Source organism: Paraburkholderia sp. MM5477-R1 (assembly GCF_050436385.1).
GTDB lineage: Bacteria > Pseudomonadota > Gammaproteobacteria > Burkholderiales > Burkholderiaceae > Paraburkholderia > Paraburkholderia tuberum.
Genome location: NZ_JBNDMC010000007.1, coordinates 1,422,453 through 1,448,421, shown reverse-complemented (window position 1 = coordinate 1,448,421; position 25,969 = coordinate 1,422,453). Strand labels below are relative to the sequence as shown.

Sequence of the window (25,969 nt, the reverse complement as noted above, 5' to 3'; positions counted from 1 at the left end):
CGGCGGGTCGCCCCTGGGTCACCCCTTGTCGTACGAATCGCCGCGCGCTTCGTCGTTCAGGCGCTTCGTGCGCCACCAGCATCCCATCAAGAAGTCGCCGCCTGCTTCTCGAACAGCTCGCGAAACACCGGATAAATATCGGCCGCGGTTTCGACCTTCTTCATCGCCATGTGCGGTTGCGACAGCGCCAGTTGCGCGTATTCGAGCCACAGATTCTGCTCTTCGGGCGTCACCTGAATATACGCAAAATACCGCACCTTCTCCAGGATGTCATCCGAGAGTATTTTGCGGCACTTCGGCGAGTCGTCGGTCCAGTTGTCGCCGTCGGACGCCTGGGCGCCGTAAATGTTCCATTCAGTCGGCGAGTAGCGCTCGTCCATCACCTTGCGCATCAGTTCGAGCGCGCTCGACACCACGGTACCGCCGCTTTCGGTCGAGTGGAAGAACGTGTCTTCGTCGACTTCCTCGGCGCGCGTGTGGTGGCGGATGAACACGACTTCGATGCGCTCGTAGTTACGCTTCAGGAACAGGTACAGCAGGATGAAGAAGCGCTTCGCGAGATCCTTGCGCTGCTCGTCCATCGAACCGGACACGTCCATCAGGCAGAACATCACCGCCTGGCTCGACGGCGTGGGCTGCTTCACGCGATTCACGTAGCGCAGATCGAACGGATCGATGAACGGGATCCGCCAGATGCGTCCTTTCAGATGGTGGATATCGTCCTCGAGCAGCTTGATCTCGTCGCGGCGATCGGCGGGATCGGCCTTCAACTCTTCCAGCTGCCGCTCCATTTCGTGCAGCTGGTTGACGAGCGGCGCGCCGAGCGCGATGCGCCGGCCGAGCGCGCTACGCAACGAGCGCACCACGTCGATATTGTTTGGCGTGCCCTCCGCGGCCCAGCCCGCGCGGACGCTTTTCCACGTCGGCACGGCCATCAGATGGGTCTTGACGAGACGCGGCAGTTCGAGGTCGTCGAAGAAATACTGCATGAACTCTTCGCGGCTCAGCTCGAACACGAAGTCGTCCTGACCCTCGCCCTCGTTGCTGGCCTGACTGCCTCCGCCCCCACCACCGCCGCCTTGCGGGCGCTGGATCTTGTCGCCGCGGATGTAGTCCGAGTTGCCGGGATGCACCATCTCGCGCCGGCCGCCCGGTCCATGACGGAACGACGGCTCCGCGATGTCCTTGCGCGGAATGGTGATGCTCTGGGTGTTCTGGATGTCCTTGATGCTGCGATCGCGCACTGCCTCCGAAACGGCACGACGAATATAGTTTTTGACGCGGCGCAAAAAGCGCTCACGGTTCGCAATACTCTTGTTCTTGCCTGCCAACCTGCGGTCGATGATTTGATGAAGCACGCCCGGTCTCCCGTCCATGCAACCGCGATTCCCTGCGGCCGCACTAATATTTCGGGTGCGCGAGACGCCCGCCGCGCAGTGCAATGCTATGCGGCTTGCGCCTCGCCGGTTGCCCGTACGGTCGGACCGTACGGGCGGCACACCATGAGTATCATGCGCGCATCATGACGACTTGCGCACGCGCAGATACCAGTCGCACAGCAAGCGCACCTGCTTCGGCGTATAGCCCTTCGCCACCATGCGATTGACAAAGTCTTCATGCTTGCGCTGCTCTTCGGCCGAGCCTTTCGCGTTGAACGAGATCACCGGCAACAGCTCTTCCGTGTTCGAGAACATCTTCTTTTCGATCACGACGCGCAGCTTCTCGTAGCTGATCCACGCGGGGTTCTTGCCCGCATTCGCAGCCCGCGCACGCAGCACGAAATTCACGATCTCGTTGCGGAAGTCCTTCGGATTGCTGATGCCCGCGGGCTTCTCGATCTTCTCCAGCTCGGCGTTCAACGCGGCACGGTCGAAGCTTTCGCCGGTGTCGTGGTCGCGGAACTCCTGATCCTGGATCCAGAAGTCCGCGTACGTGACATAGCGGTCGAAGATGTTCTGACCGTACTCGGAGTACGACTCCAGGTACGCGGTCTGAATCTCCTTGCCGATGAACTCCGCATAGCGCGACGCGAGCACGTCCTTGATGAAGGACAGATACTTCTGCTCGGTTTCCGGCGGGAACTGCTCGCGTTCGATCTGCTGTTCGAGCACGTACATCAGATGCACCGGATTGGCCGCGACCTCGGTCGAGTCGAAGTTGAACACGCGCGACAGAATCTTGAACGCGAAGCGGGTCGACACGCCGGTCATGCCTTCGTCGACGCCCCCGAAGTCGCGATACTCCTGATACGACTTCGCCTTCGGGTCCGTGTCCTTCAGATTCTCGCCGTCGTAGACCTGCATCTTTGAGAACAGGCTCGAGTTCTCCGGCTCGTGCAAACGCGTGAGCACGGACAACTGCCCCATCATCTTCAGCGTGCCCGGCGCGCAGACCGCGCTGGCGAGCGCGACGAGTTGCGCAGCAGCTTCTCGTAGATCTTGACCTCTTCGCTATAGCGCAGGCAGTACGGCACCTTGACGACGAAGATCCGGTCGAGCAGTGCCTCGTTGTTACGGTTGTTGCGGAATGCCTTCCATTCCGACTCGTTCGAGTGAGCGAGGATGATGCCGTCGAACGGAATCGCGCCGAAGCCTTCCGTGCCCTTGAAGTTGCCTTCCTGGGTCGCCGTGAGCAGCGGGTGCAACACCTTGATCGGCGCCTTGAACATTTCGACGAACTCGAGCAGGCCCTGATTGGCGAGGCACAGGCCGCCCGAGTAGCTGTACGCGTCGGCATCGTCCTGCGCGTACTGTTCGAGCTTGCGGATGTCGACCTTGCCGACCAGCGACGAAATGTCCTGATTGTTCTCGTCGCCCGGTTCGGTCTTCGAGATAGCGATCTGGCGAAGGATCGACGGATAGCGGCGCACCACGCGGAACTTGCGGATGTCGCCGTTGTACTCGTGCAGGCGCTTGACCGCCCACGGACTCAGAATGCCTCGCAGGTAGCGACGAGGAATGCCATATTGCTCTTCGAGGATCGGACCGTCTTCCTCGTAGTCGAACAGACCGAGCGGCGATTCGTTGACGGGCGAGCCCTTGATCGCATAGAACGGCACGCGTTCCATCAATTGCTTCAGACGTTCCGCGATCGACGACTTGCCGCCGCCGACCGGTCCTAACAGATACAGGATCTGCTTCTTTTCTTCGAGCCCCTGGGCCGAATGCCGGAAGTAGGCGACCACCTGCTCGATCACCTCTTCCATTCCGTAGAATTCACGGAATGCGGGGTATACCTTGATGACCTTGTTCGCGAAGATACGCGATAAACGCGGATCGTTGCGAGTGTCGATCTGTTCCGGTTCTCCGATTGCCGTCAACATGCGTTCGCCCGCAGTGGCGTACGCGGCGGGATTGTCTTTGCAGAGCGCGAGATACTCCTCGAGCGAGAGTTCGTCCTCCCGTGTTTTCTCGAAGCGGGTCGCGAAACTGCTGTAGATATCCATGCTACCTCCTCGCCGAAGTCTGGGGCGATGTCGTGCGCGGCGCGCTATTCGGAAACGACATCGCTCGAATTCATCCTAAACCCTTTTAAATTTTTTTTCACGGACTACGTTGCGAAAATCGCGCCGTAACCGCCACCGCTACAATCCTCACTTGGAAACAGAGATTCGACCACCTACAATTTTTTTGCTCACGCAGCAACCAGTCACATCATCTGCTGCACCGCTGTATCGCTACTTTCTTCAGCACCGCATCGCTATTCAGTGCTCCTGCAGGACTTCGCCGGACCGCTTCATCGCGTCAAGTCACCGCGTTGCTATTGCACATCCCGTACCCGCACCGTCGACCGTCCACCAAAATGCGGCTGTCTGCGCACGCACACTTCGTCACAAGAAGCATGCACGTGATGAGCTCGCGGCGCTCTCATAGGTGTGGAAGCGGCGAAGTTGCAACAAATGCATTCGAACAGGTGGACGATTCAAAGACTGCCACCGTTTCAAATTCGCCAAAATAAAAACGGCTGCACGCGGGCAGCCGTTTGGAATCAAGCGTTGTAATTTGCGGTTACAAGCGCCGCAGCATCGATCAGGTCAGTTCAATTTCCACTTCACCCAATCCGTCGATATGACCACGCACGATGCCGGGTTCGTCGATCTTGTGCGCGCCGACGTATGAACCGGTGGTCAAGGTCCAGTTGCGCTCGATCGTGATGCCCATCGCCGCGCAATGGTTGACGAACCACACGAGCAGCTCGCGCGGATCGCCTGCCGGATTGCCGGTCACTTCCGGTATCAGCGAGCGGCCGTTGAAACTCAGCTCCAGTTCCGGCGACACGAAGTCGAAGCCGCGCGCGAGGCTCGCATAGACGGCCGGATGGCCGGTGATCAGCGCGCCGTTGTTCTGCGCGTCGGCCAACTGCGCGAGCGGCGCGACGTTCGGCCATTCGGCGAAACGGCTGTCGACGATCTCGATGGCCGGCAGCACGGCGCCGACCTTCGACAGTACCTCGTCGCGCGCATACGCCTGAGCGCGCGGCTCGATCGTCACGTCGAAGCGGAACGCGATCTCGAGCTCCACCAGCACGCGAAAGAAGCCGTCATGCGCGAGCCTCGCTGGCGACGGCATCACCAGCGAGGCCGGAATCGGTGCGCCCGACGCGGCGCCGCCCGGCGACTTCGCGCCGATCTTCCAAGCGCCGGTCGACTCGCCGAGGCCCTCGATCACCGCCTGCTGGATCGCGTAGGCGGTCGCCGCGTCGGGCGGCAGGCTGTCGGGTGCGGGCGCGTCGATCGGCCGGCGCTGCCGGCGTGCCTCGACGAGGCGTTGCGCAAGATCGTATCGCGTCATGTCGGTTCTTTGTGGCTGGCGCATGGCAGGGTTCGCAGGACGTAGCAATATGTGGGAACCACCTGTTGGAGGTGCGGGCAGCCGCGCGCCGCGCAAACGGATCGGGGCCGTGCCCGTCAATGTACCGGATCGCGACACGCGCCGGTGAAAGGCGGCGGCGCGCAAACGTTAATTCTTGCCGCAGCTGAAAAAAACCGCGCATGGGGTGTCCAGGCGCGGCTTTTCGCGAAGCGATCGTCGCGGGTGCGACGCGGATGCCGGACAGCTAGCGAACGGGAACGCGAACGGCTGTTGCGCCGAACGTCGCGTCTCGACTCACCTGACGCACGACAGCGCCGCCGCCCATGTACACCTGATCCGAGCCAGCTCAGAAGGTCTCCCAATCCTGGTCGCTGCCGGCCGTCGCCGCGGACCTGGCCGGCGCGCGCGTGGGCGTGGGCGTGGACGCGGCCGCTACCTGCGGCGCGACAGCGCCCCCGGCCGGGTTCGATGTCTTCGCCGGCAACGCCGCCTGCGCGGTAGCCGGCGCGAGCTTGCGTGCGCATGTAGCTACCGGGCGCGTGGACACCGGGCGCTTCGGCGCCGCAAGCGCCGACGCCGCTTCGTGACCGCCACGGCCGCTGTCGTCGACCTGGAACACCGCGACCGCGGTGCGCAGCCGCGCCGCCTGCTCTTCGAGCGACGACGCGGCGGCGGCCGCTTCCTCGACGAGCGCCGCATTCTGCTGCGTGACCTCGTCCATCTGCGTGACCGCGCGCGCGACCTGGTCGATGCCACCGCTCTGCTCCTCCGACGCCGCTGCGATCTCGCCCATGATGTCGGTCACGCGCTGCACCGCGCCGATGATTTCGCTCATCGTGCGGCCGGCCTCGTCGACGAGCGCCGAGCCCGACTGCACGCGCTCGACCGACGTATCGATCAGCTCCTTGATCTCCTTGGCCGCCGCCGACGAACGCTGCGCGAGGCTGCGCACTTCGCCCGCGACGACCGCGAAGCCGCGCCCCTCCTCGCCGGCGCGCGCCGCCTCGACGGCTGCGTTCAAGGCGAGGATGTTGGTCTGGAAGGCAATGCCTTCGATGATCGAGATGATGTCGGCGATCTTCGCCGAGCTCTGGTTGATGTCGCCCATCGTGCCGACCACCTGGCCGACCACCGCGCTACCCTTGTTGGCGATCTCGGACGCGTTGGCCGCGAGCGCGCTCGCCTGGCGCGCGTTGTCGGCATTCTGCCGCACCGTGCCGGTCAGCTGCTCCATGCTCGAGGCGGTTTCCTGCAGCGCCGACGCCTGCTCCTCGGTCCGCGACGACAGGTCGATGTTGCCCGCCGCGATCTGGCGCGTCGCGGTCGCGATCGACTCGCTACCGCCGCGCACGCTGCGCACCGTTTCGGTGAGGCTGCGCTGCATTCTGGCGATTCCTTCGAGCAGTTGCCCCATTTCGTCGCGCGATGTCGCGATCACCGGACGACGCAGATCGCCGGCCGCAATCGCATCGAAGTGGCCGAGCGCTTCGTCGAGCGGACGCGCGATCGAGCGGCTCAGCGTCAGATACGACAGCGCCGCCGCCAGCACGCCGACCACCAGCGCGCCGATGCTGACCACGCGGAACGTCTGGAAACTGCTCTGCGCGGAGTCGAAGCCCTCCCTGGCCGAATCGAACTGGTATTTGCGCAGTGCGTCGTCGGCGCCGACGAGGTCGTTGAAGACGACCTGCAGATTCTTCGCGTGCTCGACCAGCTTGCCCTGATCGTTCGCCGTGATCGCCACCGCGAACGTTTCGAGTTGCTGATGCAGCGCGTTGCGCTTCGCGGCGACGTCCTGCGCAAGCCGGTCTTCGTCCGCGTTGCGTGGCAGATCGAGATATTTTTTCCACCACATGTCGGACGTGCCCCCGAGCATGCGCCCGCGCTCGATGGTGGTGGCCGCTTCCGGTGTGCCGACGAGGAACGCGGCGCGGTCGAGCGCGAGTCGTTCGCGCGCCGCGTAGATTTCCGCGTTGCCGATGTTCACCGCGCCCGGCATCGCGTTGGTGAACGTGTCCTCATAGGCGTCGTTCGAACGGCTCATGCCGAACAGACCGAAAACGCCGATCGCAACCAGCAACGCGGCGAGGAACGCCATCGTGAGGCCAATTCGCGCCTTGATCGTGATGCCTTTATTCAACATGCTGGGTCCTGTGTGCTTTGCTCAATGAGAGGCTGCTGCCTACGCAGCGTGGGGGCGGCGTGTGTTGGGTCCGGCGCTTTTTTGAAAGAGCGCTCTAATTTCCGTTTACGGCAGCGCACTCATAGACTTGAAGCATTTAAAAGGTATGAACAAAGACGTTGTAAGACGTTGAAAGCAAGTTGACTGGAAATGAGTGTGTTCGCGGCGCGCAGGGAAACGCGGCGATATTCGTCAAAGCACGATTTTTGACGGTTTGGCGGCGGGAATGGGTGGAGATGCGAGCCGTTCGGAGTCGCCCTAAGCGGTGGCAGGACAGTTCGATCAGGCAGCGTGCGCGGTGCCAATGCCGCCGCGGCGTCAGTCCGATGCGTCGACCTCGGAGCGCGTCGGAATCGATGGCTGTGCGCCCGCGCGCGTCACCGATAGCGCGGCGGCGCGCTGCGCGAAGCGGATCGCCGCATCGACGCTCGCGCCCTGCGCGAGCTGCGCCGCGAAGCCGCCGATGAAGGTGTCGCCGGCCGCGGTCGTGTCGACCGCCTCGACGCGCGGCGCGTCGTACAGCGTCGCGGCCGCGCCTTCGAGCGACGCATGCACGCCCCGCGCACCGAGCGTGACCAGCACGTTGCGTGCGCCGGCCGCGCGCAATGCGGCGGCGGCCCGTGCGGCGTCCTCGGGCGAGTCGACGGGCAGACCGCTCAGCGCGGCGGCTTCGAGTTCGTTCGGAATCAGGTAGTCGATCAGCGGCAGCCAGTCGGCCGGCAACGGGCCGGTGGCGGGCGCCGGATTCAGGATCACGGTCTTGCCGAGCCGCCGCGCCGCCGCCAGCGCCGCGCGCACCGATTCGGGCGGGGTTTCGAGCTGACAGACCACGACGGCGGCGGCGGCGAGCGTCGCTTCGTGTCGCGCGATGGTGGCCGGCGTGACCTCGCCGTTGCTGCCCGCGACGATCACGATCGTGTTCTGGCTCGCATCGTCGACGACGATCAGCGCCACACCGCTCGGCTCCCTGCCGGTTTCGAGCGCGGCGCAGTCGATGCGCTCCGCTTCGAGGCCCGCGCGCAGCTGCGCGCCATTCGCATCGGCACCGACGCAGCCGAGCATCGACACCTGCGCGCCGAGCCGCGCGGCCGCGACCGCCTGGTTGCCGCCCTTGCCGCCCGCGACCTGCGCGAAGCCGTGGCCGGCCAGCGTCTCGCCCGGTTGGGGCAGGCGTGGCGAACGCACCACGAGGTCCATGTTCAGACTACCGACCACCGTGACGCGTGCGCGCGTTGGGTTGCTTGCCACTCGAGTGTCCTCCGTTGCGCGACGGGTCGCGTCGCTATTGCGCGCGCGTCCTTCGAGCGCCCCTCATGCGTCCTTGATCCGGCGCATCAGGCCGCCAGATCCCGCCGTTCCTCGCCCGCCCATGTCGCGGTGGACTCCCGCACGATCAGCCGCGGCGACACCACGCGGCGGCGCGCAGGCGCCCGCGCGGTGCGGTTCGACGACGCCTCGGCGATCCGGTCGATCAGCGTCTGCGCGGCCGTGTCGCCAAGTGCGCGCACCGACTGTCCGACCGTCGACAGCGACGGGAACGTGAAGCGGCCCAGCTCGATATCGTCGAAACCGATGATCGAGCAATCGCGCGGCACGCTGATATTGCGCTCCGCCGCCGCGCGCAACGCGCCGATGCCCATCATGTCGTTGCCCGCGAAAATCGCCGACGGCCTGACCGTATCGAACAGCTGCGCGGCCGCGCGATGTCCGCCCGTCCCCGAAAAATCGCTTTCGACGATCGCATCGGCCGGAATCTCGATGCCACGTTCGGCCATCGCGCGAATGAAGCCGTGCACCCGCATCGCGCTGACCGCTGTCTGCACCGGCCCCGTGATGCAACCGATCCGCACATGCCCGAGCTCGAGCAGATGCCGGGTGGCCAGATACGCGCCCTTCTCATGATCGATCTGCACGAGGTCCGCGCTGACACCCTCGATGTTGCGGTCCACTACCACGAGCGGCTCGCGCGCGTCGGCGAGCGCCTGCGCGAGCACGGCGTCGTCGCCGGCCGACGCGACGATCAACCCGTCGATGCGTTTTTCCTGCAGCACGCGCAGATAGTTGCGCTGCTTAGCGGGGTCATCGTCGGAGTTGCAGAAGAACACGCAGTAGCCATTGCGCGCGCAGCCGTCCTCGATGCCGCGCGCGAGCTCCGCGAAATACGGGTTCGTGCTGTTCGGCACCACCAGTCCGATCGTCGCGGTCGCGCGCGACTTCAGCGAGCGCGCGACCGCCGACGGCACATAGTGCAGTTGACGGATCGCGTGCTCGACTTTCGCGCGCACATCGGCCGACACCGGCCGCGAGTTGTTCACGACGTGCGATACCGTCGTGAACGACACGCCCGCCACCGCCGCTACATCCTTGATCGTCGTCATAACCTGTTGCTCTCCTGTCGATCGGAGTTAGCGCTTTAGCGCTTACTCCGATCCCATGCAGTTTCATCGCGGTCGATCGGAGTTAGCGCTTTAGCGCTTACTCCGGTCCCATGCAGTTTCATCGCGGTCGATCGGAGTTGGCGCTTTAGCGCTTACTCCGGTCCCATGCAGTTTCATCGCGGTCGAACGGACTTGGCGCTTTAGCGCTTACTCCGATCCCATGCACTCAATCATCGTTGCGCGGCGGCTCCCACCTCAGGCGCGTTTGCGACGGCTGCGGTACGTATCGAGCACCACCGCCACCACGATCACCGCGCCGGTGATCATGCGCTTGGTCGGCTCGTTCGCGCCGATCTGCGCGAGACCCGCCGCCAGCACCGAAATGATCAGCACGCCAAAGAACGTGCTGATAACCGAACCACGCCCGCCCATCAGACTCGTGCCGCCGATCACGACCGCCGCGATCACCTGCAGCTCCAGGCCGACACCCGCATTCGGATCGGCCGCCTCGAGCCGCGAGATCTGGAACAGCGCCGCGAGTCCGGACAGCGCGCCCATCAGCGCGAACACGATCACCTTGTACGGCCGCGGATTGACGCCCGCGAGCCGCACCGCTTCCTCGTTGGTGCCGATCCCGACCAGATAGCGCCCGAATACCGTGCGCGTCAGCACCAGCTGCGCGATCACCATCACCGCGACCGCCATCAGAAAGGCCGGCGAGATGCCAAGCGCGATCGGGTTCGACAGAAAATCGAACGCATCGCCGATATACGCGGTGCGCGAATTGGTCATCTGATACGCCATGCCGCGCGCCGCCTCGAGCACGCCGAGCGACACGATGAACGACGGAATTCGCCAGCCCACCGTCACCGCGCCGGTCACGGTGCCGGTCAGCGCCGCGACCGCGACCCCGAGCAGCGCGCCGGCAGCTGGCCCCCAGCCCCACTTCAGCGTCACCACGCTGACCACCGACGCCCCGAGCGCGAGCACCGAGCCCACCGACAGATCGATCCCCGCGATGATCAGCACGAAGGTCATGCCGACCGACATCACGACGAGATCCGGAATCTGGTTCGCGATCGTGCTGAACGTGTCGTAGGTCAGAAAGTGCGAACTCAGCAGCGAGAACAGCACGATCATCGCGAGCAGCGCGCCGGCGAGGCCCAGGTAGTTCGAAAAGCCGAGCCGCGTGCCGGCCGGCTTGCCGCTCGCGAGCGGCGCCGACGGATCGGCGGGCGGCGTCACGGCGGGCGCGTCCGGCGCACCGCCTTGCTTGCCGTCCTGCTGGCCGCCCAAATGGCCGTCCTGTTTGACACCCGCTGCCTCGCGCCACGATTGATCGGTCATCACAGACTCCCTGCTTCGTTGACGCCGTGCGTGTGCAGCAGCGCGTCACGGCCGCGGTAGCCGGCGAACGCAGCCGCGAGCAGCGCATCCTGGCTCCAGCTCGCGCGCTCGAACACGCCTGTCATGCTGCCCGCCGACATCACGCCGATCCGGTCGCAGATCAGCATCAGTTCGCGCAGATCGCTCGACACCACGACGAGCGCGCGGCCGTCGCGAGCGAGCGCGCCCATCAGGCCGTAAATATCGAACTTCGCGCCGACGTCGATGCCGCGCGTCGGTTCGTCGAACAACAGCACGCGGCACTCGCGCGCGAGCCAGCGGCCGATCACGACCTTCTGCTGGTTGCCGCCCGACAGCTCGCCGACAACCTGCGCGGGCCCCGAGCTGCGAATCCGCATCGCGGCGATCTGCTTGTGCGCCAGCGCGTTCTCGCGCTTCGCGTCGACCACGCCGTGCCGCGCGACGCTGCCGAGATTGCCGAGCGACAGGTTGGCCGCGATCGGTTGCGGCAGCAGCAGGCCTTCGCCCTTGCGGTCTTCGGTGATCAGCGCGATACCCGCGCGTACCGCGTCCGCCGGCGAGTCGATTCGCACCGGCGTAGGCGGCGCGCCCGGCGTCGCGGCGAGCGACACGCTGCCGCCGTCCTTGCGGTCGGCGCCGTAGATGAGCCGCATCAGCTCGGTGCGGCCCGCGCCGATCAGTCCGCTCACACCGAAAATCTCGCCCGCGCGCACCTCGAACGACACGTCGCGCACGACCTTGCCGCGCGCGAGCCGCTCCACTTTCAGGAGCGGCGCGCCGATGTTGCGCTCGCCGAGATCGATATGCTCGCCGAGTTCGCGGCCGACCATCCACGTGACGATCTGCTCGCTCGTCAGGTTCGCCATCGCGTCGACATGCACGAGGCGGCCGTCGCGCAGCACCGCGACCCGTTCGGCGACCCGCGCCAGCTCTTCGAGCCGGTGCGAGATATAGACGAGCGCGACGCCGCGAGCCTTGAGCCGCCCGATCTGCTCGAACAGCAGATCGACCTCGCGCGCGGTCAGCATCGCGGTCGGCTCGTCGAGGATCAGCACGCGGCAGTCGTCGATCAGGTTGCGGGCGATCTCGACCATCTGCTGATGACCGATGCCCAGTTCGCCGACCAGCGTTCCGGGATCGATCGCGTCGAGCCCGACCTGCGCCATCGCCTCGCGCGCGTTCTCGCGCAGCTTGCCGCGATCGATCCAGCCGAAGCTGAACGGGCCCGCACGCGGCAGCCGGTTCAGGAACAGGTTCTCGGCGACCGACAGCGTAGGCAGCAGATTCAACTCCTGCATGACCATGCGCACGCCGAGCGCCTCGGCCTCGGTGCGGCTCGCGGGCGCGTACGGCGCGTCGGCAAGCCGCATCGTGCCCGCGCTCGCTTCGACCAGCCCGCCGATGATCTTCGACAGCGTGCTCTTGCCCGCGCCGTTCTCGCCGGTCAACGCCAATACCTCGCCCGCTCGCAGCGACAGCGATACGTCGGCGAGCACCGGTTCGGCATAGGTCTTGCCGATGCCGCTGACGCTCAGTACGACAGGCAAGGCGTCGTGGTCGGTCGAATCCATCGCGCTCCTGGTTGCATGGCGCTTCTGGCGCCTTCGTGGCGCCCCATTGCGCGGAATGCACAGCTGCTCATGGCCGCGCTCCCTCTCACCACGCGAGCCGCCGTCATGACGCTTATCTCTGGGATTAACGGCGGTGCGGCGGGATTCTTGAGCGTTCGTTGAATAAAAGCGGATCGCTGGGTGGTGGTTTGCCTCTAAAACACGCTATCCATAATTCGTGGTGATTTTTGCGGCTTCCCGTGCGTTTTTCCGGCTGCGCCCGGCTCGTGCTTCACGCCGGGCGCGGCGCGCTTACTTCAGGGTGTCCTTCGTCACCAGAACGACCGGCGTTTCGACGACGCCCGACAGCTGCGACTGCTTCTTGTTTTCGCTCAATGCCTTCAACGCGGTATCGATCCCGAACACGGCCTGCTTCGCCGCGAACTGGTCGGCGGTGGCGAGCACGCGGCCGTCCTTCAGCATCGGATGGATCGCGTTGATGTTGTCGTAGCCGACCACCAGCACCTTGCCCTGCTTGCCGGCCGCGCGCACGGCCGACACCGCGCCGATCGCCATGTTGTCGTTGCCGGCGAGCAGCGCCTTCAGGTTCGGATACTCGTTGAGCATGGCCGATGCGACCGCGTTGCCCTTGTCGATTTCCCACTCGCCCGACTGCACCGACACGACTTTCGCGCCGACTGCCTGCATCGCGTCCTTGAAGCCCGCGGTACGCTGCTGCGCGTTGGTGGTGGTCGACACGCCTTCGAGGATGCCGACCTCGTCGCCGGCCTTCAGGCGCTTCGCGAGGTAGTCACCGACGAGCCGCGCGCCCTTGCGATTGTCGGGGCCGACGAACGGCACGTTCAGGTCTTTCGACTTCAGCACGTCCGGATCGAGCCGGTTGTCGATGTTGACGACGATGATGCCCGCGTCGACCGCCTTCTTGACGACCGGCACCAGCGCCTTCGAATCGGCCGGTGCGAGCACGATCGCGTCGACCTTCGACACGATCATCTGCTCGACGATGCGGATCTGGTTGGCGGTGTCGGTTTCGTCCTTGATGCCGTTGGTGATCAGGTCGAACTTGCCGGGGTTCTGCTTCTGATAGTCTTTCGCCCCGGTCTCCATGGTCAGGAAGAACTCGTTGGCGAGCGACTTCATCACGAGCGCGACCTTCGGCTTATGAGCCGGGGCGTTCTGCGCGTGGGCGGCGGAAAAAGGCAGGACGGCGGAGGCGGTGGCGAGAACTGCGGCGGCAAGAATGCGACGACGGGTTCGATGGCTCATGCGTATCTCCAAGGTTGTCAGGCTCGCGGGCGAGCCGTATTTTTTGTGATGCGCAAACGTTTGCGAGGCCCATTCTCAGCGCAAGCTCTTCGGAATGTCAACGATTCGCGCTGTTGCAACGCACCGGCGCGCAACATCTGCGGCGCCGCAATGCGCTCGATCGATCCGGGCAGCGTGTGGCAAGGTTCCCTCGCTCAGTTCGTGCAGTCGATGACGCCTGTGCGTCGCGTGCGGCGCGACACACAGGCCGCTTATGCTGGCCTGGTATCGCGCGCGCCGCAAGTGAAACCCCGAGGAAATTGAACGGCGCGCCAGCTACAGCCAGCCGGCCTTGCGAAAACGCCGGTACAGCACGCAGTCGATCGCCAGCATCACCGCCAGCACGACCGGATAGCCGAACTTGAAATGCAGCTCGGGAATGCGCTCGAAATTCATCCCGTAGATGCCGGCGATCATGGTCGGCACCGCGAACAGCGCCGCGAACGAGCCGAGCCGCTTGGTGATTTCGCTCTCGGCGAGCGAGATCATGCCGAGGTTCACCTGCACCGCCGTGACGACGATTTCGCGGCGCCCCTCGATGGTTCTGACGATCCGGTCGAGGTGGTCGTAGACGTCGCGGAAGTACGCCTGCATGCCTGCGCAAACACTCGGAATGCGGCCGCCCGTCAGTTTGCCGACCGCTTCCTGCAGCGGCACGATATGGTGCTGGAGGATCACGAGCCGGCGCTTCATCGAGTACAGGTCCTGCACGATCGCGCGCGAGGCGGCCGAATCGTTCTTCTCGAAGATGCGGTCCTCGAGCGTTTCGAGTTCGGTGCTCATCGCCTCGATGATCGGGAAATAACGGTCGACCACGTCGTCGATCAGTGCGTACAGCACGAACGCCGAGCCTTCCTTCAACAGATGCGGCTCGCGCTCGCAGCGCGTCCGCACGCTCTGGAAACCGGTGCGCGTGCCGCGGCGCACCGACAGCACATAGTTGGTGCCGGCGAACACATCGACTTCGCCGATCACCAGCTCGCCTGTCTCATCCATCTCGACCGTGTGCATCACGGTGAAGACCGAATCGCCGTACTCCTCGATTTTCGGGCGCTGATGACCGTGTTGCGCGTCTTCGATCGCGAGCTCGTGCAGATTGAATTCGTCTTTCATGGCCGCGAGTTCCTCCGGCTCCGGGTCTTTCAGTGCGACCCAGACGAAGCACTCGCGCCGCGAGACGTAGTCGCTGATGCTGTCGATATCGATGTCGGCGAGTTTCCGGCCGTCCTGATAGGCGGCGCAATTGATCAGCATGTTCGGATTACCTTGCATACAAAAGCAGACCTCGCCACCCTCTCACGTAAGCATTGCGTAAGACGGTCGACGGGTCTGCATGAACGGACAAGCACGCTTCCAGCCGGCTTGAATCAGCCGCCATGTTAAGACGTGCCGCGTGAGCCGCGCGTTTCCAATTGTTAATGCGCGACGACAGGCTACTGCGCGACCCGCTGCAGGCCGATGCGGTGATCGTCGTTGAACGTGACCGAGGCGCGGTTCGTGTAGCGCGGGTCGGCCGTCACGACGAAGTTCAGCTCGATGACCGGATCGAACTGCGTCGATACGCCGATCCGATGCGCGCCGGGCCGCAGATAGAACACCACGTGCTCGCCGTTCATCAGGTCGGTCACGCGCTCGCCGTCGATATAGACGAGCGCATTGCGGAACCGCACGATCACGTCGCGCGAACGCTCGCGCCGCACGTCCACCGCGACGAGGCCGGGGCCCGGCGCCGTATAGCCCTGTCTGACGATGCGCTCGGCAGGCACCGGTTTGAACGGTACCGGCTCGGCCGGCGTCGACGCGCAGCCGGCCAGCGTGAGCACGCTGAGCGCGACGCATGCGGCCAACGCGGCGCAGCGTGCGGACCCGGCCATCCGTGCGGCCCGGCAGCGGCAAGACAGGCGCCTCGGCATGCTGGTTCTCCCCTGTGCTCTCGATTGCGGCCCGAGTTTCCGACTACGCGGTGTGGGTCGTCGCTCCGTGTCCGCCGGTTCGGCGGACACGGTACGCTCGTACGCATCACCGTTGCGCATCATAGCAACGCGCGGACATACCGCCAGCCCCGGCGCACGGAGCTCGGGCGCCGCGCCTCTTGCATGGCGCGGCGTTCTTCTTCATGATCGGTGCAGGCGGCCGCGCTCGCGGCTGGCCATCGTCGGTTGCCGGCATGCCTGTCGATCCGCGTCGCCGGACGCACGATCAAGGAGACTGCGATGTGGTATTTCACCTGGATTCTCGGCGTGGGTGTGGCGCTCGGCTTCGGCATCATCAACGTGATGTGGCTCGAGGCCAACGGCACGTTCGCGCGCGACCCGCGCCCCGATGACGCCGCCGCGCCGCGTGAGGACAAGCCTGCGTGACTTCTCTGGTTTTCTTTTGCGGTCATGCGGGCACGGGCAAGACGACGCTGGCGAAAAAACTGCTCGGCCCGCTGATGAAAGTGAGCGGCACCCCCTTCTGCCCGCTCGACAAGGACACGCTGTACAGCGGCTATAGCGCGGCCGCGATGGCGATGCTGACCGGCAATCCGAACGATCGCGACAGCCCTCTTTTCCTGCAGCATCTGCGCGACCCCGAGTATCGCGGCCTCATCGATACGGCGCGCGACAATCTCGAACTCGGCATCAGCGCGTTGGTCGTCGGCCCGCTGTCTCGCGAGGTGCGCGAGCGGCGGCTGTTCGATCATGCGTGGCTCGGCGTCGCGCCCGACGTGAGGTTGCGTGTCGTGTGGGTGCGGACCTCGGAGGACGTGGCGCGGCAGCGGATCGTCGCGCGCGCGAATCCCAACGATGCGTACAAGCTCGCGCACTGGGACGACTACCGGCGGCGGCGCTTCGAGCCGAGCGGCGCGAGCCGCGAGGGTCTGCTGATGTTCGACAATACCGCGCCCAGTTCGGCGGACCATGAAGCGCTCGTCGCGCAAATCGTGGCTGGATGACGGCCCTCCCTTCTGTCTGGCGAGTGCCGCGCTGGTCCGATGATGGCTGAAAAACGGAAAATCCCCGTACCTCGGCGACGTACGGGGATTTTCATTTGACGCGAGCCATGCCGGCCTCAAACCGTCGCCATTGCCTCCAGCGACTGCCCTTCGTACAACTTGCCGAAGCGGTTCGCCAGAAAATCGCCGAGCGACACCTGCTCCTGGCGCACGAAGCCCTTTTGCGGCAGCTTGCGCTCGCGGAACAGATCGAGCACCGCGCACATCGCGCCGGCGGTCGTGATCTGAATCGCGCTCATCGGCACCCCGCAGACGGTCTTCGCGAAGATCTTGCGCGTGAACACCTCCTGCACCAGCTGACCGTCGCGCATGCCGCTCACGGTGATGAACACCAGCACGACATCTTGCGCGGTCGACGGCACCGAGCGGCGCATGATGGTCTTCAGCGTATCGCGGTCGCTCGACAAACGCAGGTCTTCGAGCAGGAACTGCATCAGGTTGCGATGACCCGGATAGCGCACCGACTTGTAGTCGAGCGATTCGACGCGGCCCGCCAGCGTTTCGCACAGCGTGCCCAGCCCGCCCGACGTATTGAACGCTTCGTACTCGGTGCCGTCGAGCGAGAAATGCTCGAGGCCTTCGAGCGGCTGCACCCATTGCGTGCGGCCATCGCGGATGGCCTCGCACGGCTGGCAGTACTCGTTGATCAGGCCGTCGACGCTCCACGTCAGGTTGTACTTCAGCGCATTGGTCGGAAACTCGGGCAGCGCGCCGACGCGCATCTTCACGTCGCGGATTTCCGTGAAGCGATTCGCGAGCTCGTGCGCGGCAATGCCGATGAAACCCGGCGCGAGACCGCACTGCGGCATGAATGCGTGATCGGCATCTGCGGCGATCGCGCGGATCGCGTGCGTCGCGCGTACGTCCTCGGTCAGGTCGAAATAATGGACATCCGCGCCCTTCGCGGCCGATGCGACGTTGACCGCGAGGTAGTACGGCAGCGCGTTGATCAGCACGTCGAAGCCCTGGATCGCGGCGCGCAGCACGGCGGCGTCGGCGGAATCGATGCGGCGGGTGGGAATGCCCTGGGCGGCGAGCTTGTCGAGCGCGTGCTGATCGCGGTCGAACGCGACGACTTCGTAGTCGCCCGTCTCGCGCAGCATATGGGCAATGGTGTGACCGATCAGACCTGCGCCAACGATAGCTACTTTCATCTGCTTCTCCTTGTTATCCATGTGCTGTCTCTGAGCTTGGGAAGTGCGCCGCGTGTTGCGCGCGGCGCCTGCGGGCCGAACCCCTGAATGACAGTGTAGGAAGAAGCAAAAACAGTTCATACGCGCAAAATGCTGCGGTATGACCATGCGGTTCGACGTTCTGACGAATCGGTCAAACGATTTGTCGAAACAGCGTAAAAAAGGCGTCAACGATGAACTCTCGCAGCACTCGCGAAGAGGTTACGCCGCACGCCGACTCACACCGCGCCGCGGTCGATCTTGCGCGCGAGAATGATCGACGTCGTGGTTCGCTCGACGCCCTCGAGCCCGCCGATCTGATCGAGCAGATCGTTGAGCCGCTCGGGCGAATCGGCGCGCAGCCATGCCACGTAGTCGAACTCGCCGCTGACCGCGCACAGCATCTGCACTTCGGGCATTTTGCCGAGGCGTTTCTGCACGGCCGGTCCGTGCTTCGGCGCGATGATGATGCCGACATACGCAACGATGCTCGAATCGAGCACGTCCTGGCCAAGCCTCACGCTGTAGCCGGCGATCACGTTGCTGCGCTCGAGCCGCGCAATGCGCGCGATCACGGTCGTGCGCGCGACGCCGAGCTGCCGCGCAAGATTCGCGACGCTCTCGCGCGCGTTGGCTTGCAGCAGTGCAACGAGGTTGCGGTCGAGGTCGTCGAGCTGGTCGAGGCGCGGAGGTCTCATCGAAGAGGAAGGAAGTTGGTGTGGAATGTCGCGGATTATCGCGCGTCTGCACGCAGCGGCGCCATGTCACGCGCTACGGTCACAGATGCACGGCACACTGTGGGGCGGCCCCGGCGCAGTATGCCGGCGCGATTGCCGCTCAGGCGCGAGCCGTTTCGCGTTCGTTTCGGTTGTAAGCGTTTGTCGCACACGCACCGTATTGTAGGGTTAACGTGTTACTAATAGCGGCGCCGGGCGAATGCGGCAGCCGCTTGCGGTGCGGCGCCATTCGCCGCTGGCGCGGGGCAAGACGCTCGCCGCGCGCCGTGTCTCAATAACGAACAGACATCAGGAGTTTCGATGAAAAAAGCACTGGTTATGCTGGCTACGGCCGTTTCGATGGGGGGGGGGGGGGGGGGGGGGTGGGGGGGGGGGGGGGGGGGGGGGGGGGTGGGGGGGGGGGGGGGGGGGGGGGGGGGGGGGGGGGGGGGGGGGGGGGGGGGGGGGGGGGGGGGGGGGGTGGGGGGGGGGGGGGGGGGGGGGGGGGGGGGGGGGGGGGGGGGGGGGGGGGGGGGGGGGGGGGGGGGGGGGGGGGGGGGGGGGGGGTGGGGGGGGGAGGGGGGGGTGGGGGGGGGGGGGGGGGGGGGGGGGGGGGGGGGGGGGGGGGGGGGGGGGGGGGGGGGGGTGGGGGGGGGGGGGGGGGGGGGGGGGGGGGGGGGTGGGGGGGGGGGGGGGGGGGGGGGGGGGGGGGGGGGGGGGGGGGGGGGGGGGGGGGGGGGGGGGGGGGGGGGGGGGTGGGGGGGGGGGGGTGGGGGGGGGGGGGGGGGGGGGGGGGGGGGGGGGGGGGTGGGGGGGGGGGGGGGGGGGTGGGGGGGGGGGGGGGGGGGGGGGGGGGGGGGGGGGGGGGGGGGGGGGGGGGGGGGGGGGGGGGGGGGGGGGGGGGGGGGGGGGTGGGGGGGGGGGGGGGGGGGGGGGGGGGGGGGGGGGGGGGGGGGGGGGGGGGGGGGGGGGGGGGGGGGGGGGGGGGGGGGGGGGGGGGGGGGGGGGGGGGGGGGGGGGGGGGGGGGGGGGGGGGGGGGGGGGGGGGGGGGGGGGGGGGGGGGGGGGGGGGGGGGGGGGGGGGGGGGGGGGGGGGGGGGGGGGGGGGGGGGGGGGGGGGGGGGGGGGGGGGGTGGGGGGGGGGGGGGGGGGGGGGGGGGGGGGGGGGGGGTGGGGGGGGGGGGGGGGGGGGGGGGGGGGGGGGGGGGGGGGGGGGGGGGGGGGGGGGGGGGGGGGGGGGGGGGGGTGGGGGGGGGGGGGGGTGGGGGGGGGGGGGGGGGGGGGGGTGGGGGGGGGGGGGGGGGGGGGGGGGGGGTGGGGGGGGGGGGGGGGGGGGGGGGGGGGGTGGGGGGGGGGGGGGGGGGGGGGGGGCGGCGCGTTCGCCCAAACCGCCGCGCCGGCCGCAGCGCCGGACACCACGGCCTCGGCCTCCGCGGCCAAGGCCGGCCACGAACGCAACGTCGAAGACCGCATCGCTTATCTGCACTCGCAACTGAAGATCACGCCCGCGCAGGAAACGCAATGGAAGGCGTTCGCCGACGTCATGCGCAGCAACGGCGAAACGATGGGCCAGTTGTTCGAGCAGCGCAAGGCGGCCACCAACGTGAGCGCGCTCGACGACATGAAACAGTACGCAACGATCGCGCAGGCGCATGCGGACGGCATGAAGAAGCTCGTCGATGCGTTCGATCCGCTGTATAGCAGCCTGTCGCCGGAGCAGAAGAAGCTCGCCGACGCGACGTTCCACCAGGGCGGCCCCGAGGGTCATCATCGCGGCCACCATGGCAAGGGCAAGGGCGGCAAGCCCGCGGCAGCCGCGAGCGACGCGACTGTCAAGCCGTAATGAAAGAGCGCCCGCGGCGGGGTTGCCCCGTTGCGGGCGCGGGTCCGTTCGGACGCGGTTGATTTCAGCGATTCCGCCGGCGCCCGAAGAGCGGCTTTCTCACCACGCCTCAGCCTTTCGCCTTCCCCCGCCCGGCTCATGCATCTGGCATTATTCGGGGCGCGCTGTCTGGGCCGGCTACCCGTCCCAGCGACTCGACGCACGATCGCCGCAAAGCGGCAAGTCTCGCCGCAACGCTCACCCGCTAATCTTCCACCCGCTTCATGACCGAACTCAGAAATCTCGATTTGCGTGACGATCCGCACGCCCAACGCGTCGTCAAGGACGAAACGGTAAGCGTCGAATTCGCCGCCGCCGAAGGCCAGTTGATGAGCCTCGAAGGCCCGAACCGCTATGTGCGCGGCGATGCGCTGATCACCGGCTCGACCGGCGAGCGCTGGGTCGTGTCGCGCGAGCGCTTCGATGCGAAGTACCTGCCCGCCGACGCCGCGCTCGCGCACGGCGAAGCCGGCGCCTACCGCAATCGCCCGGCGGTCGTACTCGCCCGCCGGATGGACGAGTCCTTCTCGCTCGCGCGCTGCGCGAGCGGTGGCGACGTGCTGCACGGCGCGGCCGGCGACTGGGTCATGCAGTACGCGCCCGGCGACTACGGCGTCGTGCAGGCCGCGCGTTTCGCGAAGGTCTATCGGCTCGCGGATTGATTCCGCTTCGCCCGCGCTTCATTCGCGCTTCATTCGCGCGTCACGCGAACTCTTCGCCGAGATCGACCGTGACTTCGCGCGGGACCGCCTCGCCATTCGCGTACATTTCTTCGAGCGAGCCCAGGCTCGCTTCGACGTACGCGCGCAATACCGCAAAGCTGCGGCCACGCAACCGCGCCGGCATCGCGCGATAACGCGCGAGCGCCGCCGGCGCGATCGCGACCGTCATCACGATACGGCGCGCGGTGGAACCGAAGCGCATTGCTACCCAGTGAACCGTCAGTGTGGGCGTGCCATCGTCGGCGGCACGCTCGATGAACTGCGTCTGCTCGGGAAACAGATCGCTGATGACGCGCGCGAGCTCGTCGAACTCCGGATGCGCGCAGTCGTATTGGTAAGCTTCCATGAAGGCTGCCGGGAAAAGAAGGTCCTGAAACGTAGGCGCATTTTAGAGAAACGCTGAAGGGATAGCGAGGCGGCTGCTGTCCAACGGCTCATCCGCTCACGCCGCCGCCGGCCGCCGGTAAATCCGTATCAGCAGTCCCGCGACGAACACCGCCGCCACCCCATAGATCGTATCGGCCGCCGCGAGCGGCAGCAGCCGCGCCTGCGTCATTGCCGCAGGCACGTCGATCAGCGCGTGCACCCCGATCGCGAGCGGCAGGATGCCGCGCGAGCCGGCCCGCACGCCGCGCCACATCAGCACCGACAGGCCGATCTGGAACACCAGCGCCGCGATGCGTTCGAGCGCGAAAATGCCGGCCAGTTGCGGCGTCAGGCTCGCGAGAATCAGATGCACGCGCATCACCGCTTCGGCCGGCAGATTGCCGAGGTAATCGCCGAGCCGGCCACGGTTTTCGAGGACCGCGAACACGAGCCACTGGAACTGCACGAACACGCCGACCATCCACGCTTCTGCGCCGCCGTGGCCGAGGCCGTAGCTGAGCGCGGCGCCATCGTCGGCGCGCAATGCGGCGGTGCGCGTGTCGGCGGTCGTGCTGGCGGCGGGGCTCGCGCCCGCGCTTGCAGCGACGCCGGCGGGCGCGTCGACGTTCGCCTTTTTGCGCACCGCCGGCCGCGCCGCCGCGCGCTTCATGAGCAGCCACATGCCGACGAACCGCCCCACTTCCTCGCAAACGCCCGCGGCCAGCGCACCATAAACGACGAACGCGAGCGGCTGCGAAAGGAACGCCGCGGTCGTCTCGTTGCCACGCAACAGATAGTCGTGCAGTGCACGCTCGATGACCATCGCGAACAGCGCGAACACCGCGACGCCGGCGATCGCATCGCGCGGCCGAAGCGCGAGCGGACGGCGCAATTGTCGGTAAATCAGAAACGGTAAAGCGGCGATGACGAGCGTGGCGAGCGCGAGGCTCGCGAGGGTAAGCGGTGGCACGACCATGAGTATCCTTGCGGGGTTCCTTGCAATCCCCGGCGCGCAACCGCTGCGCGCCGCAGCCCGCATCATCGCAGATTGGCCGGAAATCAGCGTGCGGTCGACGCACGCACGATCAGCTCGCCGGGCAGCAGGCAGTCGCGCGCGCCCGTCTGCGCGCCTTCGATGCGCTCGTGCAGGAATTCGACCGCGCGATAACCGATGTCGTAGGTCGGCTGGCGGATCGTCGTGATGCCGGCGAGCTCGGCCCAATCCGGATCGTCGATGGAAAGCAGCGCGACGCGGCTCTGCCAGTGCGCGCCGTAACGCGCGTTCAGATGCAGCGCGAGACGCAACGCGACCGGTGCGTTGGCCGCGAACAGCGCGACGCGTGGGGAGGCGCCGGCGGGCTCGGCACCGGCCCCGCCTGGCGAGTCGATCGCACGATCCAGCTCCGCGAGAGCGCGCTCGAGCGCAGTTGCATCGGCGAGATCGAGCACCAGCGTACGACCGCGCGCGCGGCCATCGTCGCGCATCGCCCGATCGAATGCTTCGACGCGCAACTGCCGCGAGCTGACCTGCTCGAACGGCTGCACGACGAACCAGATGTGCTCGAAGCCCCGTTCGAGCAGATGCCGCGTACCGAGCGCGGCGGCCGCGCCATTGTCGAGACCGACCATGTCGGCGACCAGCCCCTCCACGCGCCGATCGACCAGTACCGCCGGAATCCCGCCGTCGCCGACCGGCCGCAACGTCTCCTCGCGCACGCCTAGCGCGTTGACGATCACACCTTCCACGCGGTACGTGGTCAGCAGTTGCAGATAACGCCGCTCCATCTCGACTTCGTTCGCCGCGTGGCAAATCAGCGGCATCAAGCCGAGCGCGTGGCACGCGGCCTCGACGCCTTGCAGCACTTCGACGGAGTACGGATTGGTCAGGTCGGCGACCAGCATGCCGACCAGCCGGTTGCGGCCGCGCTTCAGGCCGCGCGCCATCTGGTTCGGCTGATAGTCGAGCCGCGCGATCGCGGCTTCGATGCGCGCGCGCAGCTCGGGCGACAGCGCGCTGAACTCGCCGTTCAGATAGCGCGAGATGCTGGTCTTGCCGGTGCCGGCTTCACGCGCGACATCGGTGATGGTCGCGCGGCGCGTCGGCGCGCTCGGGGGACCAGGCGGCATGCTGGCCGGGGGCGGGGTCGTGCTCATTCGCTCATCGCTCGTGCCGGTCCGAGGACGGGAGCTTGCGCGCCGCCCTGCGAATCACTTCGCCAGGACTTCACGGTTGACGATGTTGGTCGTCAATGTGCCGTCGAGCGCGGCGACCAGGTTCTCCGCCGCGTTGAGCGCCATCGCATGACGGGTCTCGTGCGTCGCCGAGCCGATATGCGGCAATGCGACCACGTTCGGCATGGCGAGCAACGGCGAGTCGGCAGGCAACGGTTCGGTGTCGAACACGTCGAGGCCCGCGCCGTGAATCGTGCCGTTGCGCAGCGCCTCGATCAGCGCCGGTTCGTCGACGGTCGCGCCGCGTGAAGCGTTGATCAGGATCGCGCTCTTCTTCATCGCGCGCAGTTCGGCGGCGCCGATCAGATGCCGCGTCTCTCGCGTGAGCGGCACCTGCAGACAGACGAAATCGGACTGCGCGAGCAATTCAGCCAGCTCGACGCGCCGCGCGCCATACGCCTGCTCCGCTTGGTGGTTCGCGCTGCGGTTCGTATACAGCACCTTCATGTTGAAGCCATGCGCCGCGCGTCGCGCGACCGCGCCGCCAATCCGACCCAAGCCGACGATGCCGATCGTCTTGCCCTGCACGTCGAGCCCGAACTGCGCGGGCCCGATGCTCGTGCGCCACTGCCCTGCCTTGACCCAGTCGGCCAGCTCGACGACGCGCCGCGCGGACGCGAGGATCAGCGAGAACACGGTATCGGCGGTCGATTCGGTCAGCACGTCCGGCGTGTGCGCGAGCACGATGCCGCGGCGCGTGAGGTCGGCGACGTCGAACTGGTCGTAGCCGACCGAGATCGTCGACAGCGCCTTCAGCCGGCTCGCGCCTTCGAGCATCGCCGGCGTGATCTGCACGCTCGCGCCGATGCCGCCGTCGGCGTCGCGCAGCGCGGCGACCAACGCATCATGCTGAGACGGATCGACCTGCACGACCTGCGCATGCTGTTGCAGATAGGCGAGCACATCCTCGGGCAGCGACTTCCAGGCGACGATCTTGTTCATCAGCTAATTTTCCTTGTGACGGTGGGACGAGCGGAGCCACGTTGTTCGGCGGCGGCCGGCTTGACGGCGAGCGTGAGGATCACCGCGGCGACGAGCGCCACGCTCATGAATGCATACGATGCCGCGGGCGACCCGGTCGCGCCGTTCAGATAACCGACCACGTACGAGCCGACGAACGAACCGAGCGCGCCCATGCTGTTGATCAGCGCCATCGCGCCGCCCGCGACGTTCTTCGGCAGCAGTTCCGGAACGATCGCGAAGAACGGTCCATACGGCGCGTACATCGCCGCGCCCGCGATCACGAGCAGCGCATACGAGACCCAGAAATGCGCGGAGCCGAGCCCGTACGACGCCGCGAACGCAATCGCACCGATCAGCAGGAACGGCCACACGAACACCTTGCGGCGGTTGAGTTTATCCGATGCCCACGAAGCTGCAAGCATCGCGATCGTCGCGGCCAGATACGGCAGCGCCGACAGCCAGCCGGTTTCCACCATGCCGAACGACGAGCCGTTCTTCAGGATCGACGGCAGCCACAGCACGAAGCCGTACACGCCGATGCTCCAGCAGAAATACTGCGCGCACAGCTTGATGACCGCGGGCGTGCGAAACGCCTCGCTGTAGTTGCGCACCGGCTTGATCGCGGCCTGCTCCGCGCGCAGCGTCTGCGCGAGCGCGTCTTTTTCCTCTTGCGTGAGCCACGACACCTGCTCGGGCTTGTCCTTGACGAGGAACCACCAGCAGATCGCCCAGATGATCGCGGGCGCGCCCTCGGCGATGAACATGTGCCGCCAGCCGAACGAATGCACAAGATAGCCGGACACGACCGACATCCACAGCACCGTGACCGGATTGCCGAGGATCAGGAACGTGTTCGCGCGCGAGCGCTCGCTCTTGGTGAACCAGTTGCTGATGAAGATCAGCATCGCCGGCATTACCGCGGCTTCGACGACGCCGAGCAGGAAGCGGATCGCCATCAGCGACGGAATGTTGCTGACCATGCCGGTCAACGCCGCGCAGCCGCCCCACAGAACGAGGCTCCAGAACACCAGTTTCTTCACGCTGCGGCGCTCGGCATAGATCGCACCCGGAATCTGGAAGAAGAAATAGCCGAGGAAGAACAGCGCGCCGATCAGCGACGCGAGCCCCTTGCTGATGCCGAGATCCTGGTTGATGCCGGCCGCCGACGCGAAGCCGAAATTCGCGCGATCCAGATACGCGAGGCTGTAGGTGATGAACACGATCGGCATGATCGTCCACCAACGGCGAATCGCAAGCGATGAGGTCATGGAAGTCTCCTTGGACGGCGTCGTCCCGAATCAAT

Annotated in this window: 20 protein-coding genes and 2 pseudogenes; 4 read left to right on the top strand and 18 right to left on the bottom strand. The window is 66.6% G+C overall.

Annotation, left to right across the window (positions count from 1 at the left end; translation table 11 throughout):
- Positions 1-86 precede the first annotated feature (86 nt).
- From OKW35_RS35520 to OKW35_RS35470, 11 genes and pseudogenes are all read right to left on the bottom strand, one after another.
- Positions 87-1,358: a YeaH/YhbH family protein gene (locus OKW35_RS35520; protein ID WP_184022725.1), complete on the bottom strand. Its 1,272-nt coding sequence runs from the start codon at positions 1,356-1,358 to the stop codon at positions 87-89.
- Between the two features lie 162 nt (positions 1,359-1,520).
- Positions 1,521-3,445: pseudogene (locus OKW35_RS35515) on the bottom strand (PrkA family serine protein kinase).
- A 583-nt stretch (positions 3,446-4,028) separates the two neighbouring features.
- A complete protein-coding gene (locus OKW35_RS35510; RefSeq protein ID WP_187610538.1) occupies positions 4,029-4,790 on the bottom strand; it encodes a 2-keto-4-pentenoate hydratase in 762 nt (253 codons plus the stop codon).
- A gap of 367 nt (positions 4,791-5,157) precedes the next feature.
- Positions 5,158-6,954: a methyl-accepting chemotaxis protein gene (locus tag OKW35_RS35505; RefSeq protein ID WP_429554491.1), complete on the bottom strand. Its 1,797-nt coding sequence runs from the start codon at positions 6,952-6,954 to the stop codon at positions 5,158-5,160.
- Positions 6,955-7,311: 357 nt separating this feature from the next.
- A complete protein-coding gene (gene rbsK / locus OKW35_RS35500; protein WP_429554490.1) occupies positions 7,312-8,241 on the bottom strand; it encodes a ribokinase in 930 nt (309 codons plus the stop codon).
- A gap of 86 nt (positions 8,242-8,327) precedes the next feature.
- Entirely contained in the window at positions 8,328-9,371 is a 1,044-nt protein-coding gene (locus OKW35_RS35495) for a LacI family DNA-binding transcriptional regulator (protein ID WP_429405648.1), read from the bottom strand.
- Between the two features lie 255 nt (positions 9,372-9,626).
- A complete protein-coding gene (locus OKW35_RS35490; protein ID WP_429554489.1) occupies positions 9,627-10,718 on the bottom strand; it encodes an ABC transporter permease in 1,092 nt (363 codons plus the stop codon).
- Positions 10,718-12,310 carry a sugar ABC transporter ATP-binding protein gene (locus OKW35_RS35485; RefSeq protein ID WP_429554488.1) on the bottom strand — a complete coding sequence of 531 codons (1,593 nt, stop codon included), beginning with the start codon at positions 12,308-12,310 and terminating at the stop codon, positions 10,718-10,720. The genes OKW35_RS35490 and OKW35_RS35485 overlap by 1 nt, the downstream gene beginning before the upstream one ends.
- A 291-nt stretch (positions 12,311-12,601) precedes the next feature.
- The gene (locus OKW35_RS35480; RefSeq protein WP_184022717.1) at positions 12,602-13,576 is read right to left on the bottom strand and encodes a sugar ABC transporter substrate-binding protein; all 975 of its coding nucleotides are present in this window, start codon (positions 13,574-13,576) and stop codon (positions 12,602-12,604) included.
- A 315-nt stretch (positions 13,577-13,891) separates the two neighbouring features.
- Positions 13,892-14,869, bottom strand: coding sequence for a magnesium/cobalt transporter CorA (corA, locus tag OKW35_RS35475; RefSeq protein WP_184056692.1), 978 nt, complete (start codon positions 14,867-14,869; stop codon positions 13,892-13,894).
- A gap of 179 nt (positions 14,870-15,048) precedes the next feature.
- The gene (locus OKW35_RS35470) at positions 15,049-15,489 is read right to left on the bottom strand and encodes a hypothetical protein (protein WP_260320941.1); all 441 of its coding nucleotides are present in this window, start codon (positions 15,487-15,489) and stop codon (positions 15,049-15,051) included.
- A 339-nt stretch (positions 15,490-15,828) separates the two neighbouring features.
- On the opposite strand from OKW35_RS35470, the gene cydX reads away from it, so the two are divergent.
- Both cydX and OKW35_RS35460 read left to right on the top strand, forming a co-directional pair.
- A complete protein-coding gene (cydX, locus tag OKW35_RS35465; RefSeq protein ID WP_184056699.1) occupies positions 15,829-15,975 on the top strand; it encodes a cytochrome bd-I oxidase subunit CydX in 147 nt (48 codons plus the stop codon).
- On the top strand, positions 15,972-16,553 hold the full coding sequence (locus tag OKW35_RS35460; protein ID WP_429554487.1) for an AAA family ATPase: 582 nt from the start codon (positions 15,972-15,974) through the stop codon (positions 16,551-16,553). Before cydX ends, OKW35_RS35460 begins: the two co-directional genes overlap by 4 nt.
- A 116-nt stretch (positions 16,554-16,669) precedes the next feature.
- Here OKW35_RS35460 and OKW35_RS35455 read toward each other — a convergent pair whose 3' ends face one another.
- Both OKW35_RS35455 and OKW35_RS35450 read right to left on the bottom strand, forming a co-directional pair.
- Positions 16,670-17,767, bottom strand: coding sequence for a saccharopine dehydrogenase family protein (locus OKW35_RS35455; protein ID WP_187610529.1), 1,098 nt, complete (start codon positions 17,765-17,767; stop codon positions 16,670-16,672).
- Positions 17,768-18,024: 257 nt separating this feature from the next.
- Complete coding sequence (locus OKW35_RS35450) at positions 18,025-18,483, bottom strand: Lrp/AsnC family transcriptional regulator (RefSeq protein WP_429554486.1); 459 nt, start codon at positions 18,481-18,483, stop codon at positions 18,025-18,027.
- A gap of 1,390 nt (positions 18,484-19,873) precedes the next feature.
- Here OKW35_RS35450 and OKW35_RS35445 point away from each other — a divergent pair.
- Positions 19,874-20,344 (top strand): annotated as a pseudogene (locus OKW35_RS35445) (Spy/CpxP family protein refolding chaperone); the annotation flags it as partial.
- Between the two features lie 263 nt (positions 20,345-20,607).
- Positions 20,608-21,045, top strand: coding sequence for a PGDYG domain-containing protein (locus OKW35_RS35440; RefSeq protein ID WP_090805302.1), 438 nt, complete (start codon positions 20,608-20,610; stop codon positions 21,043-21,045).
- Positions 21,046-21,085: 40 nt separating this feature from the next.
- Here the strand turns inward: OKW35_RS35440 and OKW35_RS35435 are convergent, their stop codons facing one another.
- The 5 genes from OKW35_RS35435 to OKW35_RS35415 all read right to left on the bottom strand — a co-directional run bounded on the left by OKW35_RS35435 (position 21,086) and on the right by OKW35_RS35415 (position 25,934).
- Positions 21,086-21,451: a DUF3022 domain-containing protein gene (locus tag OKW35_RS35435; protein WP_429554485.1), complete on the bottom strand. Its 366-nt coding sequence runs from the start codon at positions 21,449-21,451 to the stop codon at positions 21,086-21,088.
- Between the two features lie 96 nt (positions 21,452-21,547).
- Positions 21,548-22,447 (bottom strand): YhfC family intramembrane metalloprotease, encoded by a 900-nt coding sequence (locus tag OKW35_RS35430; RefSeq protein ID WP_429554484.1) that lies wholly within the window; start codon positions 22,445-22,447, stop codon positions 21,548-21,550.
- A gap of 83 nt (positions 22,448-22,530) precedes the next feature.
- On the bottom strand, positions 22,531-23,625 hold the full coding sequence (locus OKW35_RS35425; RefSeq protein ID WP_429554483.1) for a LacI family DNA-binding transcriptional regulator: 1,095 nt from the start codon (positions 23,623-23,625) through the stop codon (positions 22,531-22,533).
- Positions 23,626-23,679: 54 nt separating this feature from the next.
- Positions 23,680-24,645, bottom strand: a complete 966-nt coding sequence (locus tag OKW35_RS35420) for a 2-hydroxyacid dehydrogenase (RefSeq protein WP_429554482.1) — start codon at positions 24,643-24,645, stop codon at positions 23,680-23,682.
- Positions 24,645-25,934, bottom strand: coding sequence for an MFS transporter (locus OKW35_RS35415; RefSeq protein WP_184056724.1), 1,290 nt, complete (start codon positions 25,932-25,934; stop codon positions 24,645-24,647). Before OKW35_RS35415 ends, OKW35_RS35420 begins: the two co-directional genes overlap by 1 nt.
- Positions 25,935-25,969: the final 35 nt, after the last annotated feature.